The sequence below is a fragment of the Enteractinococcus coprophilus genome, from assembly GCF_006716305.1.
Classification (GTDB): Bacteria; Actinomycetota; Actinomycetes; order Actinomycetales; family Micrococcaceae; genus Yaniella; species Yaniella coprophila.
Map to the genome: position 1 here is coordinate 510,255 of NZ_VFOU01000003.1, position 19,078 is coordinate 529,332.

Genomic DNA, 19,078 nt, shown 5'->3' on the forward strand with positions numbered 1-19,078 from the left:
ATGCAACGCCAGATCATCAACACCCTGGGTGTCCAAGCCGATATCGACCTCGATTCCGAAATCGTTCGCCGCGTTAACTTCATGGTCGACTACCTGCACCACACCCGAGCCGGTGGCCTGGTTCTAGGTATCTCCGGCGGCGTCGACTCCACCGTCGCAGGGCGGCTGGCACAGATGGCCGTAGAACAATACCGCCGTGTCAACCCCGACTGGACCGGCAAGTTCTATGCCATGCGCCTGCCGTATCATATCCAGGGCGATGCCGACGACGCCGTTGCCGCCATCGAATTCATCCAGCCCGATGTGGACATTGAGATGCAGATTGGTTCAGCCACCGATGCCCTCGGTGCAGCCTTCAAAGACGCCACCGGTGGGGAACCCTCCGACTATAACCTCGGCAACGTCAAAGCCCGCATGCGCATGATCGCCCAGTACGCGCTGGCCGGTGAACACGGTGCGCTGGTGGTAGGCTCCGACCAGGCTGCCGAGTCAGTCACCGGGTTCTACACAAAATTTGGTGACGGTGCTGCAGACCTCATGCCCCTGGCAGGCCTGACGAAGGCCCAAGTCCGCGACATCGGCAAGCGCCTCGGCGCAGACTCCCGGTTGATCGATAAAGTTCCCACCGCAGATCTGCTCACCGATAAGCCCGGCCAGACAGATGAAGACGAGTTGGGCATGACCTACGCGGACATCGACGCTTACCTGTCGGGTGAAGCCATCAGTGACGAGGCCCGCGAGAAACTCGAGACGACCTACCTGCGGTCTGAACACAAACGCCATCTACCAGTCCGTCCATCCGACGACTGGTGGTACTGAAAACCTCTCGATTATTCAAACTCACTCACTCACAACTAAGGAACATTAATGTCGATTCTTGACGCGCTTGCAGAAATTCCAGAAGAACAGGCCATCAAATACGTGAAAACGTATTATGGGAGACTTACTCCAGACGACGAAGGCTACGATGTCCCTTTCCACGGCTCTTACTTCGATGATCTTGACCGCAATCTACTAAATGACGACGAAAACTTAATCACTGGATCCGATCTTTATGCTTTGACGATGTTGGAAGTTGAAATAGAGCGCAAAGCTGGGGTCGATCTTCTAATCTACAAGGCGGAAGAAATCACGCAGCTTCTGTCCTGCATACCCAACACTCCTCTCGCAGAATTATCACGCGCCGAATTTGAAACCCATGTAAGCAACAGCTCTCCAGCTGCAGAACTCTGGCGAACCTTTTATAGCATCCCAAGCATTGGCTCTACACGTGCGAGTAAACTGCTAGCGCGGAAGCGCCCTCACTTAATTCCGATACACGACAGATTCATCAAAGAAGTCACCGGAGTCTCGGCCCGAAACGACTGGGAACAATGGTGGGTAGCGTTAACCGACGAAACTCAGGAATTACAACAACGCGCCGAGGTTCTTCGTGCCAGTATTAATCGGCCAGATCTGTCAACACTAAGAGTTCTAGACGTCATGTTCTGGTACTCGAGAAAGTATGGAATTCACTCGAACTTACCGAGCAGATAGAAACCTCAGCTACTGGTTCCAAGAAATGCGTGCAGCTTATTCAATTCGCGATACTTTATAAGCTGCTGCGAGCGAGCCAAAGCACATAGTGATGATTGGGTCGATAGCACTGCGCTCCATGAAGTTCACGGCTTTGCCGTCAGTGTCCAACATGTGGCGTTCCTCGGCAGTCAATAACGTCGGATCCTTTTTCTTCAGCGGTCGAACCCGCATCGCCATCATGACCCGATGCATCAGGTTGAGTTTGCTGTAATCGATCGCGCCCCGCAGATGAAACAGTTTCAGGTGCTGCAGTATCTCGAGCGTCAACGTTTGGCCCAAGCGCTCCCGAATGTATGTCACATTGTGCGGCTCGGTGTGCTGCATTCTAATGGGAGGCCACGACCGGCGACTATGCTTTGGCCGGAGCTCAAGTCCCTCACCTGCTCAACGCGACGTGACTTGTTCAACGGTGCAGTCGATTTAGCGCTTCTTCAAATACTTATTGCGAAAGGCGCGCTCGGCGTGGCGATCCCCCAATAGGATCAGTTGGTTGGCGTGATCCGTGGCCAGCGTTTCAACACCGGTGACTTCCCCGGAAGTATTCAACGCACCCACCACATGGCAGCCTGTGGCTTCATAGATTTTGTGTTCATCCAGCTCTGCTCCTTGCAGTCTTCGTGGGAGCTCGACGGTGAAAAGTTCACTGCCCTCGGCTAACACCACACGGTGCGTGTGCCCCAGGGTGTTCCACATGCCGGTCGCTCCGATCGCAGCATAGGACAGCACACTATCGGCGCCGGCACGATACAGCGTGGCCACGTTATATTCCGACGACGAGCGGGCAATGATCTGCAGGTCCGGGCGCAGCCTGCGACAGTACAGCGTCAAATACACGTTGAGGTCGTCGTCATGGGTGGTGATCACCACGGCCGAGGCCTCCGCTAACCCGGCGCTTTCCAGCACTTCGATATCTGCGGCATCGCCGGTGACCGCGTGTAAATGTTCGGGCACGCGGTCTGCCACCTGTTCGACAATCGAGTAGGTCTCCCCCGAGGTTTCAAACGCTGCAGCAACCGCACGGCCGACCCGTCCCCCGCCCAGAATGAGCACCGGACCTTCAAGCGTCTGTGGGTTCTGGAACTGTTGATCGTACTGTTGCAGGTCTGCCTGGCTTCCGGCGATCACCAACACCATCCCCTCACGCAAAGGATCCGAGGATTTCAATCGCAGCAACTTCCCGCGTTGCAGCACCGCCAGGATACGTGTACCCGACTGAATGTGCGCTTGCGCGTCAGCAAGAGTCAGGCCCAACAAGGAAGTTCCCTGCACGGCGGCCTCGGCCACCAGGGTGTGCCCGATCGTATCCAACACGTGGCTTTCGCCACCTGTGCCTAGCACTCGCGCGGCTAACTCGGTGCCGAGACTGTGGCTGAGTTGCATCACGTAATCGGCGCCGGCGAGTTCTAGGACGTCTGTGGATGCTGTCTTATCAGCGGTCACCGCGATGCGCACCTTGTCGCTCACCGCGCGCACCGTAAAAGTGACGTTGGTGTTCGTTGTGTCTGCCTGAGTTGACACCACCATCAAAGCGCGCTCAACCCCGGCACGGCGATAGGTCGCCAACGAGTCGATCGGCCCCACCATGACCTGATACCCCTCATCTTGTAACTTGATGGCCTCCAGCGGGTCATCCACGAGAACCACCGTGGGGATTTCGGCGCGTTTGGCTCGCGCGATTAACGTCTGGGTCACGGTATCCAGCCCAACGAGCACGATATGTCCGCGCAGCGTCTCCGGTACGCGTCTGGCAATGCGTGACCGTTCGCGCTGTTTCAACCAGGGCGTGACGACGAACTGGATAAATAAATATGGCAGCAGCATCAGGATCACCACCACCCCGGTGGCCAACACAATGATCGAGAATAACCGCCCCGCCGTCGAGGTGAACGTGATGTCGCCAAATCCTAACGTGGACATGGTGGTGATCGTCCAATAGATCGCCCCGGCCCAGTTATATTCACGGCCCTCGTGCTGCATCAGCACATGGAAAATGGAGCTGTAGACAAATATCAGCGCCACGACCACAAGCACAGCCAATAAAATAGTGCGCCGCCGACGACGCTTTTGTCGCGCTTCAACGGCTTGCAAGTCACGAGACATGTACTGCATCGAGGGTTCAAACCACCTTTCACGGTGCACAAGACGAGCACCACATGGCAGCATCCTAATGGCTGGGTAGCCGAGTCATTGCAAATGCTTCCCTCCTACCAACCAATCGTGGCGAGGCGGTGGAAACCCTAGGGAATCGGCTGGTTAAAGACTATGGTGGAAGGACCCCTCCTATCAGGCTACTTGGGAGGAAAGGAGAGGGATATGAATCCTCGAAATACAGCACCAGATCAACGTCCACTGCGCCCGGATCCTGAGCATGAGAAATCCGCCACGCAGTCCGGGATCTTCATTGCCTTCGCCGAACTCTTCGGTGCCGCAATTATCTTGGCATTTGGAGTCAAGTTCCTCACCGATCCACTCCAACCAGACGCAGTATCATATGTCGCGTTCGTCATCACCGCAGGCCTGCTCATCGACGGTGCCCGGCGACTGTTTCGAATCTCTACGGGCAGGGCGAAACGCTAACGTTTGTGCCGCCACGAGCGTCGTGATCCAGCAAGGAAAACACTACCTTTGTGACCCGCAACTCACTAAACTAAAGGTACGCCATCAGGGCGTGAAAGGAGGATGTAGCCATGAGTCCTCATAAAATTGCCCTACCTGGATTTCGGAAGCAGTCCGATGATCCAAAACAACCTTCACAACTCGGTATGTTCATGGTGTCCATGGAGCTTTTAGTAGCCGCGATGCTGCTGGCAATCGGTGTCCACTTCCTCATAGTGGCAACAGAACCAGATGCAGTCGGCTGGGGTGCGATAGCGCTGGTTGCTTTGATTATGGTCGATGTCGTACGTCGACTGATTAACATCGCCACCGGAAAAGCCCCAGACTAACCAGCGAACATTCCATCATCAATCATTCGTCTCCCGTACTGTACAAGTATCGGGAGACGAACTCTGTGGCCAGCTTTAGGGTACTGATTGGCCCGCGAGCCCACAGTAGCGTCAGGCGAGTCCGGTCGGAGTAACGCAAGCCCGTGAAGTGACCCCTACGACTTCAATCACTGAATGAGTTGAGCATTCTGAGACTTAGGTCACCGCAATAGCGAACATTTTGCCCGATACCACCCGAAATAGTTTGCACAACTTGCGCCCCTTGGGGATTATGTGGTCTATGTCCCAACTCACACTCTAGATTGATCTCTTCTTCATAGCCGTCACTCTGGCTCAACCATGTAAGGACTCCTATGCAGGTTCGTAAACTCCCCTCTGTGCCCATTGCGCTACTGCCGATCGCTGTGCTGGTGATCATGGCGCTAGTATCCATCACCGTCTGGGATATCGGTATGCACATTCCGTTGATGAGCGCCGTTGCAGTGGCCGTCATCGTTGGCAGATTTCTGGGTTATACGTGGCAAGACCTCGAACACTCACTCGTCCAAGGGGTCAGCCGTGCCCTACCGGCCGTATTTATTTTGTTCCTGATCGGCACGATCATCGGCACCTGGATCGAAGGCGGGCTGATCCCGACCATCATCTATTCCGGACTGACCGCCATCTCCCCCGCCGTGTTCCTGCCGCTGGCCTGCCTGGTGCCAGCCGTGGTATCACTGGTGTTAGGCACCTCATTGACGACGATTGCCACCGTGGGAATTGCCTTCATGGCCATCGGCGAGGGCATGGGATTCCCACCCGCACTCGTAGCTGGTGCAGTCATCTCGGGGGCATTTTTTGGCGACAAACTCTCACCACTGTCTGACACCACCAACCTGGCCGCAGCCATGGGCGGGGTCAAACTGTTTGACCACATCCGCCACATGCTCTGGGACACCATCCCAGCACTGGCCATCAGCGCGATCCTCTACGCCTTTATCGGCAGCTCGATCTCTGGCAACTCCGGTACCGACACAAGCCAGCTCGAACAACTCCTGTCCGGCCTCGACTCCCAGTTCGTCATTCACCCGCTGCTGTTGCTCGTTCCCATCGCGGCCATCGGTTTGATGCTGCTGCGCGTACCAGCCATCCTGACCTTGCTGATGATCTCCCTGCTGGGTGCTGCCACCGCTTTCGCGGTCCAGGGCAGCACCATCACTGACATCATGCAGTCGATGAGCGCCGGCTTTGTATCAGAAACCGGTGTTGAGTTCCTTGACGGTTTACTGTCCCGTGGTGGCATCGAATCGATGCTGGCCACCATCGCCCTGGTCATCATTGCCACAGCGCTCGGCGGCATTTTGGAAGAAACCGGCGCGTTCAAAGTCCTGGTCGGCTCCATGATCAGCCGCATCAAACGCCCAAGCTCCATGGTCGCAGGCTCCCTGGGCGCAGGCTTCACAGTGGCGTTTGCCTCCGGTGAGCAATACGTTTCCATCCTGCTACCAGCCCGCGCATTCGTGGAACCGTATCAGAAGATGGGTCTGGACCCGGTCAACCTGACCCGTGCCGCAGAGGCCGTCGGCACCGTGGGCATCAACCTCGTGCCGTGGTCGGTGCCAGCGGTCTTTGCCGCAGGCGTGTTCGGACTCGCGCCAGCCGAGTTCATCCCGTTTATCTTCTTCGCAATCCTGGTCCCGCTGATCAACCTGATTTATGCCTACACCGGATTCACCATCAAACGCACCGCACCGGTCGAAGACAAAACCTTCGTCAACGCCTAAGCCAAAGCACAATTCTCACAAGGAATTTACCTCCATGACCCAACACACCGTTGCCGCACTTTTTCGTCGAGCCTTGGACACCGTCCCGACCTACCAGCCTGGTAAACAGCCGGCAGTTGTACCAGGACTGACGCCGTATAAACTCTCATCCAACGAGCTGCACCTGCCGCCGCTGCCCGAAATACTCGAGACGATGGCCGATGTTCCGAACCCTGCCGGATATCCCGACCCCACCGCGAGCGCTTTGATCGCCGGCCTCTCGGAGTACTTGGATGTCCCCACTGGTCACATCACAGTGGGAGGGGGTGCCTCCGAGATTATCTCAGCACTGGCTCGGGTGACGACGGAAACCGGGACCGAAACTGTCTACCCGTGGCCGAGCTTTGAGCTCTACCCGCAGACTGCGGCACTCAACGGCGGCACACTGAAACCGGTAGCGCTCACGGCAGCGCACGAACACGATTTGACCGCCATGGCGGATGCAATCACCGAACAGACTCGCATGGTTCTGCTGTGCTCACCAAATAACCCAACCGGCACGAGCATCAAACAGGACAACTTCGAAGCGTTTATGGAGCGCGTCCCGTCGGACGTGCTCGTGGTGATCGATGAGGCGTATTGGGAGTTCTGCACGGATCCAGACGCGCTCGACGGTCTGGCTGCTGCGAAAGCTTATGACAACGTCGTGCTGGTACGAACGTTTTCTAAAGCCCACGGCCTGGCTGGCTTTCGCGTCGGCTACGCGGTGGCGCAGCCTCATGTCATCACAGCGTTGCGCAAAGCGATCCTGACTTTCAGCGTTGCGCAGTTGAGCCAGAACGTTGCCCTGGCATCGCTGCACCAAGTCGACGTCATTCAGGCTCGCGCCAGGTCTGTTGCCGCAGCACGGGATGAGTTCGTCACGGCGCTCCGCTCCCAAGGTTGGGAAGTTCCAGATGCTCATGCGAACTTCGTGTGGCTACCACTCGGGGATCTCGCGGAACGGTTTGAGGATGCGTGTATTGCACAAGCCATCGCAGTTCGGAAGCTCACCGACGGCGTACGTATCAGCATCGGGGCACCCGAGGCGATGCAGCGCGTGGTGGATATCGCCGGGAAGTTCCGAGACGACAATGACCCTTCCTCTAGGACCAAAACTCCGGCCATCCAACCCTACTGAGATAAAGCATCAAAACGTCCGAAGCACCGTAGTTCGCAGGAGGAGACCGGCGGAGAGTACAGCTTGATATACGGCGAAGCGGGATCCGGCTACAGGGGTGCTTCACAATATGTCTGCCAATGGACGGACCGGGCCAGACCTGCGGCCAAAGAGCCTCATACATACAGCGTTGTTTCTCGTAGCATCAGACACTCATATGGGTGGCCCCGAGACTAGAAGAGAAGTACTACCGCCCCAGTATGTTCAGCTCATGATGCATCTGAGACTTCTGGTGAGTTGGTTTCCGAGCTGATGGGTGCTGCGATATCTTCAAGAGATTTCTTCTCAGCATCGACACTCAGGAAGATTGCGATAACACCCGCGATGAGCATCAGCACTGCCCCAATTGAAAATGCGATGGCGGTATCGAATGGTTCCCCGGTCTCGACCATATTGGCAAAAACCAGTGGGCCGGAGATACCGCCGGCGGCCGTACCGATCGCGTAGAAGAACGCGATAGCCATCGCCCGAGTTTCCATTGGGAAGACTTCTGAGACCGTCAGATATGCGGAGCTAGCTCCCGCGGAAGCGAAGAAGAGTGTGGCACACCAGCAGGCGGTTAGTGTCACCGCCGTCAGCAGTCCGGCGTTGAAAACCCATGCGGTGATGAGCAGGAACGACCCGGATAAGATGTACGTTCCAGAAATCATTGGGCGACGTCCCCAGGTATCAAAGAACCTAGATAGTAGCAGTGGCCCAAGGAAGTTGAAGACGGCGAGGACTGCGTAGTAATACCCGGTGCTGCCCGAGGGCACATCGTAGAACGTGGCCAGGATGGTAGCGAAGCCGAAGGTGATGGCGTTATAGATGAAGGCTTGGCCGATGAACATTGAAAAGCCCAGCACGGCCCTTTTCGGATAGCGACCAAATAGGGTTTTGGCAATCAGACCAAAGCCGATGGCTGGTCGTTGATGAATCGTAATGGTCTCGGTAACCTCTGGCAGTTCCTTACTGGTTTGTTTTTGTACCTTTGTTTCGATCTCCCGGACGATTTTTTCGGCTTCATCTTCCCGTCCGTGGATGAAGAGCCAGCGAGGGCTTTCCGGAACGGTTCGCCGTACCAACAGAATGACCAGGCCGAAGACGAGACCAAGGAAGAAGGTCAGACGCCAGCCAATATCTCTTGGAAACAGGCTCTCATCCAGAGCAATGATTGACAGCAGTGCCCCACCGGCCGCTCCGACCCAAAAAGTCCCGTTAATGATGATGTTAATCCGGCCTCGGTAATTGGCCGGGATGAGCTCATCAATTGCAGAGTTGATGGCCGCGTATTCGCCGCCAATACCCGCCCCCGTCAAGAAGCGGAGGATAAAGAACATCCATGCTTCAGTGGTCAAACCGGTCAATGCAGTAGCCGTCAAGTAGAGCACCAGGGTGATGATGAAAAGTCTCTTGCGGCCCCATCGATCCGTAAGGTGCCCAAAGAAGAGTGCTCCCAGGCAGGCGCCTAAAACGTAGAGCGCTGCAGCAGTGCCAGCGACCTGCACGTCCGTAATGCTGATGCCACTTCCGGGTTCTGATAACCGTGCGGTGATGTTTCCGACGATGGTGACTTCCAGACCGTCTAAAATCCAGACGGTACCGAGACCGATAAGCACTCGGATATGCCACTTTGACCAGGGTAGGCGATCCAAACGCGCAGGAATATCGGTTTCAATCGTCTTGTATTGTGTGCGAGTCACAGCCACTCCTCGATATACCTCGGGACGGTTCATGCCGCATGGAGTTAGATACGTTGAGCCTAAATCAGCGAAAATAGATAAAACATAGCCTGGGCGGCGGCCGGTGCCAATCGGCTACTCAAGCCAACACCTAACCCAATATTCGGCTACACACATCTCCGAGCGGTTCAAGCGCTACTTGTTGAACATCAGCCACATATCGACGACACCGAAATACGACCCGCTATGAATCGAAGCACATGAGTTGTGCAATTCTCCCCAGCGTCGGTCCGCCACTTCAACGAAACGGGGCGCGGCTTCTATGCCGTCTTAGTTTGTGTGACAAAAGGACCTGCGGACTGGCGTGACTCCAACCAACGCTCAACCGCATGAACGCTATATAATGGCCCTTGCGCTGTTCGGATTACAGCACGCGGAAAGTTTTTCTTCTCAGCAAGCTGGCGAACACGCTGGCGCGAGACTCCGGCCATTTTTGCGATTTCGGCATACCCAACAACCTGTGGGTAGACCGGTTCGTGAAGCTCATCTTGGAATGCTTGTTCACTCTGAATAGTTATCGTTGTAACGGATGCGTCTATTTCGTGCGATTGTAATGTACCCTCAACCGCTATGCGAGCTTCTTCGAGAGCCTCCGTCCAACTCTCTGCGTCGATGGTAAGCGCGACCGTCCCTGCATTGAGGTCTTGAGTAACGCTCAGGACGGCTGCAAGATGTTCAAGTTCTGCGCCGATATCGAAAACCGCATCTTCAGCGAAAGATGCACTGGCATTGAATCCGACGTTTACGTGCCACGTATTCATGATGAAAGCTCCTCTCCCCGACGAATCTCTGGTATTAGCTGCACCCCTTTACCTGCACCTAAGATTCACGTCATTTGAGATTGAATCCAGACCGCTTCAGCTGTGCAAGCATATTTTCCCATGATCGAGCGCCTCTTGCCGTGCCGTGTATCGCTACCATCGGCTTCGACTTATCTGGCGGAACGGCCATCCACCCTTTCTTGGATTCTTTAATAACCCACCCCTGGGCCTGTAGCTCCTGGAAAAGGACTTTTAGTTTCTTATCCATGGGCTTCGACACCCGGGCTTGTCATCGACAAGAGTAGCGCCCAAACCAAGGTCTTGTCAACGACAATCACCTCATGCCAGCCCCGCTTACTCATCGATCACCGCCTGATTTGCAATTTCGCCCGCTTGTGAAGAGCTTTTCTAGGGTCAATTGCACCAGAAATCAGCTGACTCGAGTGTGGATCAGCCAAGACTGTGGATAAGTCAACAAGAAAGCCTCATCGCAACCGCGTACTGGGTCAGCGGTCACACAATTAAACGCCACGAGAAATGACGGTTTTGAAGTCGTTCGAGCAGATTCAGTAACGCTGGTCTGCAATCACAGCATGCGCGGCCCATGCGCCAGGCATCCCGTGGACACCTGCGCCGGGCGGGGTGGCCGCCGAGCAAATATACAAACCATCCACGCCCATCCGATATGGCTCCAGCGTTAGACCCCCGCGCAGCAACGATTGCAGCCCAGTCATCGCGCCACCAGCAATATCGCCGCCGACCAGATTGGGGTTCCACTCTTCAAGCGCGGCAGGATCCCAGACTTTCTTGGCGCGTATTTTACTTCCAAAGCCCGGTGCGTACCGTTCAATCTGCGCTTGGATTACATCGGCCACGTAGTCTCGATCTTTGGTAGCCGGTTTATAGCCGTGCGGTACATGCGTGTAGGTCCACAAAATGTGACTGCCTTCTGGCGCCCTGGACGGGTCGGCAACCTGCGGTTGAACCACCATCACAAACGGACGATCCGGAATCCGCCCGGCATTCACCTGGGCCTCGGCTAGTCGGATCTCAGCAGCCCGTCCGCCCACATGCACGGTCGTGGCATGACTAACCCGGCTATCCGCCCACGGCACCGGGCCATCCAGCTGCCAGTCGACCTTGTATACGCCCGGGCCATAGCGCCATCGCTGAAAACGCTGCACCGTATGTTCCGGGAGCTCCCGCAATTGCTTGCCACGCATAACTAATGCCTGAGACGGAGTAATGTCCAGGACGGTGGCACGGGCCGGTGGCAGCGCATCGAGATCAGTGACCTCATGGTTGGTGAAAACCTCACCATCATACTCGCGGATCACTTCAGTCAGAGCGTTGACTAATGCTCCAGTACCACCCTTGATGACCGGCCACCCGCGAGTCATCCCAAGTGCAGAGAACAACACCCCAAAGGTCGAAGTAAACGGATGCCCTAGAGGAGTATTGGCATGCGCTGCAGAACCGGTAAATAACGCGCGAGCAGCCTCTTCACGAAATGCCGTCCGCACAAACCATGACGAGGGGGCTGAACCCAACATGCCAAACTGGGCCATTTTTACCGGCCGGTTCGGAAAGCGCAGCAATGGCCGCATGATCTGTTCGAGGTAATCGTCAATGGAGTTGACCACTCCCCTATGGATCAACCGCCATGCTGTGGAATCGATGCCCAGTGACCGGGCAGTCTTACGAATATCGCGTTGCAGGATCGCTGCTGGACCATCCTCAAACGGATGTGCCATCGGGTACTCGGAGTGCAACCATTCCAGCCCGCGCTCTTCTAGACCTAAATGACGGAATACTGGGGAAGCTACACCGAAGGGGTGGGCAGCGGCGCCCATGTCCACGATCGACCCGTCACCGAATACATCAGCTGAAGCAGCAGCCCCACCGACGGCGTCGTTGCGTTCATACACTCGCACATGCCACCCAGCGCGGGCCAGCATCGCAGCCGCGGTAAGTCCGTTCGGGCCCGAGCCCACAATATTGGCGTGTGGTCTCGCCGTGACTGACATGGTAATTCTCCGCTTGGTACCGGTGCCGATGAGCTGCGTTTTGCTGGTACTAATGTACCCTAACGCCAGCATATTACGCAGCCGAACCTAGTCGATAGGATCGCACGTCAGTACAATGAAGCCGAGTCGCTCACAGCGTGCCCCTGGCTACGGAATTGAGCGAGAACATGCTTCGTGACGCGAGCGTCCAGCTCGACGCAGCGCAGACCAAGGAGACATCATGCAACACGGTACGAGTGCCTTTGAGCGCGCAGTTCAACAAGCCAAAGATGACCCGCTCGATGCATTTACCGCGGTCGTGGACCCCACAAGCTCGCAAGCCCAGCATGCTTCTGGCCCGCTTGCCGGCATTCCGTACGCCGTCAAAGACAATATCGATACGGCGGACCTGCCGACCAGTGCCAACACTCCGGCACTCGTCGGATCACGCCGTGAACATGACCATGCGGTCGTGACCCGCCTGCACGATGCTGGAGCGCTACTGGTGGGCAAAACCAATCTGCACGAACTGGCATTCGGCATTACCACCGGTGCGGCGGCACACCCCGCAACCCGAAACCCTTTCGATCCGGCACGCAGTCCGGGAGGGTCCTCCGGCGGTTCCGGCGCAGCAGTGGGATCGGGGATGGTGCCCTTCGCGCTTGCCACTGATACCGGCGGCTCGGTCTCTATCCCGGCTGCCTGGTGTGGTGTCTATGGTTACCGTCCCTCGATCGGTCGCTGGCCGAGTGATGGCCGCGCAGCACCGCTGTCCAAGAGTCGGGACGCCATCGGAACTATCGCCGAATCATTAGACCTTGTGCAACGGGTAGATGCAGTCGTCCGCGACCACCACACGCAAACCACACCGCCCACCAGATTCCGTGTCGGCGTGCCGCGCAAAGATTCCACATATCTGAATCCACTCGCCGACGATGTGCAACAACGCTGGGATCATATGCTCCAGACACTGGAACAGACCGACACCATCGAACTCGTAGAAGTCGAAACCGACAAGCTTCATGAGCTCGACGCAGCATGTGGCATCAGCATCGTACTGTATGAAACCGCCAGGGACCTCAGCGCTTACCTCGCGGCTCTTCCAGACCCGCTAACCTTCGAACAAGTAAGAGACCAAGCCGGAGCAGATGATGTTCGCGAACTTCTGACCCTGGCGTGGAAACAACGCGAGCATCACGAGGCCTACCGTGAAGCTATGAACCTCCGAGAACAGTTACGCACCGAATGGGACCGGCTCTTCGCCGACTATGACATCACCGGGTTGCTGCGCCCCACAACACCTATTAGCCCAACGCCAATCGGAGACGAAGTCCTCACCACCGCGTTTGGCCAAGAAGTACCCACCTTCGGCACGGTCATTCGCAATACCGGTCCGGGCTCTCTCGCCGCTCAACCAGCCGTCACGATCCCCATTGGTGTGGGAACCGCCGGGCTACCAATCGGTGTCACCATTGACGGCGCTCGAGACCAAGACGACACACTATTTACTCTCGCCGCCGAGCTCGATAGCTATATCGGAGTGCGATCGCCGTTACTGCACTGACGCCGTCAATACGCTCGCGAGCCTAATACGAAGCATGAACGCAGTCAGTGCGACCAAAGAACAACTCATCGAGACTCTCGGAATTGAACTCTGGCGCATACCCACCGTGATCATTTCAGCGATCGCGATCTACCTGGTGTTTCTCCTGCTCGTTGGCATCTTCTGCGCACGGGTACTCTCTGGGCTCACAGGGTTCGACATCGTCGTGGGAGTCATACTCGGCGCCGTCGCCGGACGTGTCATTATTGGCCACCCACCGACGCTTGCCGTCGTGTCATCGGTTTAGTCACCCTGCTATGTTGTGAGGCAGCATTCGGGCTGGTCCGAAACAACATCCGCCTGCATCGAGCCATCGATTTCTCACAGCGCCGCCGGTAGGACACTTTCACCATCGATGCCCTGAAATCGCTCATACCAGCGGCTACGGAAAACAGCGAACTGGGAGCAGCACTACAAAACTTGGGGAACCATGAAACACTCCTTGAGCACCCTCGCTGCGGTCGCACTGATCACACTGACCGGATGTAGCAGCGATGACACCGAAGCCATATCAGCAACACCCCCGCCGGCTCCCATCGAAGCTGCCAATCAACCATCCAATGCGCTGCAGCCAAATCCAGACGGCTACGAAATGCGCGTGATGTACCAGTGGATACCGGAGTTACCCAGCATTAAGCCCGCTGAGGTTAGGCTGAAGATCCAGATACAGGACCAGGCCCATGGAACCCGAGAATTGTACATCACGCCAGCATCCTCTCACGAGCAAATGCCATCGATAGACTCGGGACAATATCTCATAAAAGACTTCCAGGTCCCAGCCGGTGGAACATTCACGGCTCAAGGATCGGTCAGCAACCCACCCAACGAAGGTCGGCTCACATGTCTCGTCGTTGAGCTGGAGCAACAGGTGGTGCTGGATTATCAGGAGACAAGCGCCGGTTCCAATGAATCTTTATCTTGCATAGGGTTCACCCATGATGAGCATGACTATAAGACTGGCCCAGCTAGGCCGCTATCAGTAAGTCCACCTCATACGAACTAGCTTTTTGTCGCTTCGCTACGGCAGACGATCTCATATAGCAAGACGGCACTACTACACATAGAGTAGATAACGCTAAGGATACCTCTATCGCTACCCTATAAAGGCACTACTCTATGTCCCCTGTTTTCTCTGAAAAATCTTTCGATAGCTACGACGTCCGCGCCCGTAGGAGCTTCGCGCCTTTTGTACAAGGACGGAGCTCCGGGATCTATATTTTCGAGTTCGATAATGGACAGCGCTACGTCGGACAGACAGTAAATTTCGTCGGAAGATTTAACTCTCATATCCGCGGGAGTGACCACCATGAAGCTTGGGAAGACATCAGCCGGTTAATGGTCATGGATGCCAAACCCGAAGAACTGAATGAACTCGAGTTCCAGATCATCGCGTGGCAAAAAGAACAAGGTTATTCACTACGTAACAAAGTCTTCAATTTTGGATTTGAAGGCCCCAGCCAACTGGACAGTGACATTCCGATCATCGACCAGTTGCACTGGGCTAACGGAGACTCAGACTATGACATCTCAGATATTCGTGACGCAGCGGACCGTCCTCTCGAAGGGCGAACCAAATTACATCGAAGCCCAGAGGGACGACAGCCGTGGATGAATGAACATGCGGATGACGATTCGTGGCCTACCGTCGCTAACGCCGTGTGCGCGGATCTCGGTGCTGTCATCTCCCGGGCTATCCCAGAAGCGGTCGAGCTCGAAAGCATTTATTGGACAGTATCGGATTATCCCAATACTGTAGGAGGCCGACTTGCGACCCTCAACGTAGGTAGGGTCGAAGTTTTATATATCCCGAGAGAACCTGTTGATCTCATCCGAGGTGGGAGTGAACCAGTAAAGATACACTGCAGTTTCCTCAACATGGCTGCGGGAACTGTGACCGATGACGGCGAGCTCCAATCACGCTGGCAGAATACTCCACTATTTATCTCTAGCATGACTCGTCAACCAACATACGGCATCGGAGCGGTTGATAATGTCACAATCCCTACGGGGCTCGTGGGGCAAGCGCTCGATCATCCAGATATTCTGCAAGGCGTTAGGGAATTCTGCCTTAATCTCATGCGGTCTGGGCAGTCAGGCATATTTCGCCGGTGGCACTCGCGCGAACTAGCCCGTAGAGCCTATGAGGAACACATTAGAGTGACTGAGCAGGACGGGAGCTATCAACTTTAGGATAGTTGTACTTGATCAGTGACAAACGAGTGCGTTCCAGCTTCGTCTTTCCAATAGACTAGGGTCGCCTCGTTCTGTGAAGTTGCTTGAGGAGCGTCGAGTTCTTTCCGGGTCTTTTCTGCAGACTCGATAAGCGAATGAAAACCTTTCATGATCTTAAGTTCGCTTTCCATCGTCACTGTGTACGCCGATTTTAGCTGTTCGAGGGCGGTGCCCGTCGAGGTGCTTCGGTTACTGATGAACTTCGTAAAGCGCTCGGCGACGTTCCTATCCTCGAGGTTAGCTTCCAACTCCTGGATACGTGTCTTCAACAACTGCGAGCGCTCCAACAGTTGCGTCCAAAAGGCTGTGCTGTCATCAATTTTTGCCTTCAGCATCTCGACCGTGGAGTTCACTGACTTCGGGTTCTCTTGCATATCAACACACACTCGCAGATAAGCGATGCGCAAATCCAGGAAAGAAGACAGCATCGCGCTGTGTGCATCGTAGTTTGCCTGCTCTACTTCAGCCGGTTCCTCTACGTTCATATCCCGGTGTGCTTCGACAAGGTGACGGAATCGCACAGCCAGAGCTCGGACATCGCGCTCTGCCAAGCTTATGCGGATGAGCATATCTTGCGAGAATTGCCCTTCCAGCTCGTACTGGCGGTAGACCTCGTCAACTACAGCCGAAGCGGCGAGCAGTTCTCCTGCGTGGGTGGCCTCTGCTCTAGCGATGACGGTGTCCAAGGTGTGTTTAATGGCGTCGAGCTTACGGTCAACTTGTTGGAACTGCTGCATCATCATGGCCGTGTTCAGGGTCTGCAGTGCGGCAAGGGGCAACACTGTGGGCAACGAACTTGCGACAGGGATGAAAGGAGCATGACGAATAATGCCATTACTGCCTATTACAGCTGTACCGACGCCATCCTTAATCTTCATAAGAGTCGACGGGTTAGCGGTAGCCATGAATAACGAGGACGAAAACTGAGCGGATAGACCGGTTCCCGCAACTGCCGAACCGGCAAAGGCGGCAGCCATCGCGCCTTGCGGTGCCACAGCTCGCGCACCTGAGGCGTAATTTCCTGTGGTCAAGTAAGCTTCATGCATACTCGAGACCATCAAGTCACGAAGCTGGCCTTGAAATTCAAAAACTGCAAGTTCTGAGCCTTTCTCACCAAGATTTCGAACATGAACTTCTTGAGGCAGGATCTCATTATCTGTCTTGACCATGATGGACAGCCTAGTTGACTGGCCGGGCCAGGCCCAGACCTGCCTTCAGCTGGTTCGAATATGTCATCGTCTGCCCAAAAAGTGCACGCCATCATGCCCTGTTACAAGAGCAGCCGTTCATCCTTAAAGACACCGATCTACCTGAGAAAATACTGTTACCCGATAAGTTCTCAGTGGTCATCGACATGCATATCCCTAAGGCAGCGAACCACACCGGTTCGACTCTTAAGGCTCCGACAACCTACACGGCCCAGCCCGTAAAATACTTCTGCCACTCAGTTCCGACACTGGGCAAATATAGACGGTGTCGCACCTGGCGTTTGAGCGGACTCTCCGGGTTGTGCACCTGATCGTAAAAGTGAGTGGCAGGGGTCTCGGTCAGTAATCGTTGTTCCACCTGCGTTGGGATGACCGGGTCGCCGGCGGATAATACTGCGGCAGGGCTACTCTTCGATAATCTCGCGGCGTTCTTCCACCGGGACAACGCGGCGACGTCGAGTGGTAGCGCCAACAATCAGGTTGATGACCAACCAGATAGCTCCGGCAGTCATGAGGATGAGCCCGATGAGACTGATATCGACTGCTTGCACTTCCACGTTGACCGCAAAGTAGAGGATGGCTCCGATAACCATCAGGGCGATTGCTCCGCCGTATCTCATGACCATTCTCCTTGTGTTAGAAACCTAGAACCTGTAATTGCTTCAAGACTAAACCGGGGAATTGGGTTCAAGAAAGGTTTCAGCACGTGTTGGGGCGTTCAGCAGCCTCTTACCTAATCATTGTTTCTTATAGGTTCTGCGACGCGTCAAGATCAGTGACATCACGAGGGACAGGCCCCAGAAGAAGAACAGCGGATCCCATAGCAGCGCGTGCCCAAGCATGACTGGCCCATCGTAGGCAGCGCCCGGAGCCACCACTCCAATGAGAACCAGCCAAGCAGTCGCAGCATAGATGCCACCGTAGAGGACAAGCTCGATGCCACCTACCCAGCTGACCAGGCGCCAAAACCGCCGGCCACCGAGCCTGCCGTATTCCACGGCGACGGGGATGACCGCTGCCGAAGTTTTCAGTAGGCCGATACCCAGCAGCACAAGAAAGGCTTGGAGGGGTTGTTGAAGTTGGCTCACCACAGCCCATTGGCCGACGGTATCTAACATCCACGTGCCACCAAATGCCCAGTAATAACTCCAAAAAGCGTGGACCAGTCCGAAGACCATGGCGGTCCAGAGGAATCGTCTCCCCACTCGCATCGATCGTGGCTGCATGGCCTCTTCGCTACTATCCTTCATTGCTTACGCAGTTGCCGCACCATCTTACGGGCAGCATGCTTTGGGATGAGCTGATCGAATGCGAATCACCGGCGGCTAAGGCTAGCTTCCGAGGGCGACAAAGTGATGGTTTCGCACGACGTTGCCCATGTTTTACTCATCGTCGCGATCGCGGCGATATCCGTTAATGGCAATGTTGAATGATTCATCGACAAGCTGCGGCAGGCAGTCTTGTGCGCAGCCACATTTCGACCACATCCTCATGGATGTGGTGATAGCCGATACTACCGCTGCTGCTGCAAGAGCGGGGTAGGGATCGCTGCCTGAGTCAATACCGTATCGGGCTGCGATCAGCTCGCTGAGGCTTGTACTGAGCTCTGATTCCTGAGCTACTCGGAAAGGCTTCAAAGTAGGGTTCTGCTGTTCAAGCTCAACGAGTTCAGCCACCATCCGCAGATGCTCAGGATGTTCTTGCGCGTACTTGGAGAAAATCTTTCGCAGCTCTTCAACCGGATGACCCGTTGCAGTGCTGTCGCGATATTCACACAGCATGGCGTCAAAACCAGTGCGGCCGGCGGTTAAGACGGCGTCTTCTTTTGCAGGGAAATAATTTGAGACTGTCCGGGGAGATACGAACGCTTCTTGGGCGATATCGTCAATGGTCACCCGGCTTAGTCCTTTTTCTTTTGTTAATTTCAGTGCGGCTGTAGCAATTGCTTCACGGGTTAGCTGCTTCTTGCGCTCCCGCAAACTCGGTCGTTCTGTAGTCATGCGATCAGTCTATCGCAAACATACGAAACTTTAGTTTTGCCGAATCTGCACTTTTATTACGAC

General features: G+C 55.4%; 18 protein-coding genes. 9 read left to right on the forward strand and 9 right to left on the reverse strand.

Going from position 1 to position 19,078, the window contains the following annotated elements:
* Together nadE and FB556_RS10355 are read left to right on the forward strand one after the other, a co-directional pair.
* Entirely contained in the window at positions 1-819 is an 819-nt protein-coding gene (nadE, locus tag FB556_RS10350) for an ammonia-dependent NAD(+) synthetase (RefSeq protein WP_141867364.1), read from the forward strand.
* A 48-nt stretch (positions 820-867) separates the two neighbouring features.
* Positions 868-1,536, forward strand: a complete 669-nt coding sequence (locus FB556_RS10355; protein ID WP_141867366.1) for a DUF6308 family protein — start codon at positions 868-870, stop codon at positions 1,534-1,536.
* A 36-nt stretch (positions 1,537-1,572) separates the two neighbouring features.
* On the opposite strand, the gene FB556_RS10360 is transcribed toward FB556_RS10355, so the two are convergent.
* Entirely contained in the window at positions 1,573-1,857 is a 285-nt protein-coding gene (locus FB556_RS10360) for an NADPH-dependent FMN reductase family protein (RefSeq protein WP_141867368.1), read from the reverse strand.
* A 141-nt stretch (positions 1,858-1,998) separates the two neighbouring features.
* Entirely contained in the window at positions 1,999-3,687 is a 1,689-nt protein-coding gene (locus tag FB556_RS10365; protein ID WP_246057382.1) for a potassium channel family protein, read from the reverse strand.
* A 204-nt stretch (positions 3,688-3,891) separates the two neighbouring features.
* Here FB556_RS10365 and FB556_RS10370 point away from each other — a divergent pair, with 204 nt between their 5' ends.
* The 4 genes from FB556_RS10370 (at position 3,892) to FB556_RS10385 (ending at position 7,445) form a co-directional block, all read left to right on the forward strand.
* Positions 3,892-4,155, forward strand: coding sequence for a hypothetical protein (locus FB556_RS10370; protein ID WP_141867370.1), 264 nt, complete (start codon positions 3,892-3,894; stop codon positions 4,153-4,155).
* Positions 4,156-4,265: 110 nt separating this feature from the next.
* The gene (locus FB556_RS10375; protein ID WP_141867372.1) at positions 4,266-4,523 is read left to right on the forward strand and encodes a hypothetical protein; all 258 of its coding nucleotides are present in this window, start codon (positions 4,266-4,268) and stop codon (positions 4,521-4,523) included.
* A 377-nt stretch (positions 4,524-4,900) separates the two neighbouring features.
* A complete protein-coding gene (nhaC, locus tag FB556_RS10380; protein ID WP_211344024.1) occupies positions 4,901-6,286 on the forward strand; it encodes a Na+/H+ antiporter NhaC in 1,386 nt (461 codons plus the stop codon).
* A gap of 34 nt (positions 6,287-6,320) precedes the next feature.
* On the forward strand, positions 6,321-7,445 hold the full coding sequence (locus tag FB556_RS10385) for a histidinol-phosphate transaminase (protein ID WP_141867376.1): 1,125 nt from the start codon (positions 6,321-6,323) through the stop codon (positions 7,443-7,445).
* Between the two features lie 248 nt (positions 7,446-7,693).
* Here the strand turns inward: FB556_RS10385 and FB556_RS10390 are convergent, their stop codons facing one another.
* The 3 genes from FB556_RS10390 to FB556_RS10405 all read right to left on the reverse strand — a co-directional run bounded on the left by FB556_RS10390 (position 7,694) and on the right by FB556_RS10405 (position 12,065).
* Positions 7,694-9,166, reverse strand: coding sequence for an MFS transporter (locus FB556_RS10390; protein WP_246057384.1), 1,473 nt, complete (start codon positions 9,164-9,166; stop codon positions 7,694-7,696).
* A gap of 299 nt (positions 9,167-9,465) precedes the next feature.
* Positions 9,466-9,966, reverse strand: coding sequence for a helix-turn-helix transcriptional regulator (locus FB556_RS10395; RefSeq protein ID WP_141867380.1), 501 nt, complete (start codon positions 9,964-9,966; stop codon positions 9,466-9,468).
* A gap of 566 nt (positions 9,967-10,532) precedes the next feature.
* Positions 10,533-12,065, reverse strand: a complete 1,533-nt coding sequence (locus FB556_RS10405) for a phytoene desaturase family protein (protein ID WP_246057386.1) — start codon at positions 12,063-12,065, stop codon at positions 10,533-10,535.
* A gap of 148 nt (positions 12,066-12,213) precedes the next feature.
* Here FB556_RS10405 and FB556_RS10410 point away from each other — a divergent pair, with 148 nt between their 5' ends.
* From FB556_RS10410 to FB556_RS10420, 3 genes are all read left to right on the forward strand, one after another.
* Positions 12,214-13,536: an amidase family protein gene (locus FB556_RS10410; protein WP_141867386.1), complete on the forward strand. Its 1,323-nt coding sequence runs from the start codon at positions 12,214-12,216 to the stop codon at positions 13,534-13,536.
* 34 nt (positions 13,537-13,570) lie between these two features.
* On the forward strand, positions 13,571-13,822 hold the full coding sequence (locus FB556_RS10415) for a DUF421 domain-containing protein (protein WP_211344025.1): 252 nt from the start codon (positions 13,571-13,573) through the stop codon (positions 13,820-13,822).
* Positions 13,823-14,691: 869 nt separating this feature from the next.
* Positions 14,692-15,765, forward strand: coding sequence for a GIY-YIG nuclease family protein (locus FB556_RS10420; RefSeq protein WP_141867388.1), 1,074 nt, complete (start codon positions 14,692-14,694; stop codon positions 15,763-15,765).
* On the opposite strand, the gene FB556_RS10425 is transcribed toward FB556_RS10420, so the two are convergent.
* From FB556_RS10425 to FB556_RS10440, 4 genes are all read right to left on the reverse strand, one after another.
* On the reverse strand, positions 15,762-16,976 hold the full coding sequence (locus FB556_RS10425) for a hypothetical protein (RefSeq protein ID WP_141867390.1): 1,215 nt from the start codon (positions 16,974-16,976) through the stop codon (positions 15,762-15,764). The genes FB556_RS10420 and FB556_RS10425 overlap by 4 nt on opposite strands.
* Positions 16,977-17,419: 443 nt before the next feature.
* Positions 17,420-17,635 carry a DUF6458 family protein gene (locus FB556_RS10430; RefSeq protein ID WP_141867392.1) on the reverse strand — a complete coding sequence of 72 codons (216 nt, stop codon included), beginning with the start codon at positions 17,633-17,635 and terminating at the stop codon, positions 17,420-17,422.
* A 117-nt stretch (positions 17,636-17,752) separates the two neighbouring features.
* Positions 17,753-18,241: a DUF3995 domain-containing protein gene (locus FB556_RS10435; RefSeq protein WP_211344026.1), complete on the reverse strand. Its 489-nt coding sequence runs from the start codon at positions 18,239-18,241 to the stop codon at positions 17,753-17,755.
* 156 nt (positions 18,242-18,397) lie between these two features.
* Complete coding sequence (locus FB556_RS10440) at positions 18,398-19,015, reverse strand: TetR/AcrR family transcriptional regulator (protein ID WP_141867394.1); 618 nt, start codon at positions 19,013-19,015, stop codon at positions 18,398-18,400.
* Between the last annotated feature and the right edge of the window lie 63 nt (positions 19,016-19,078).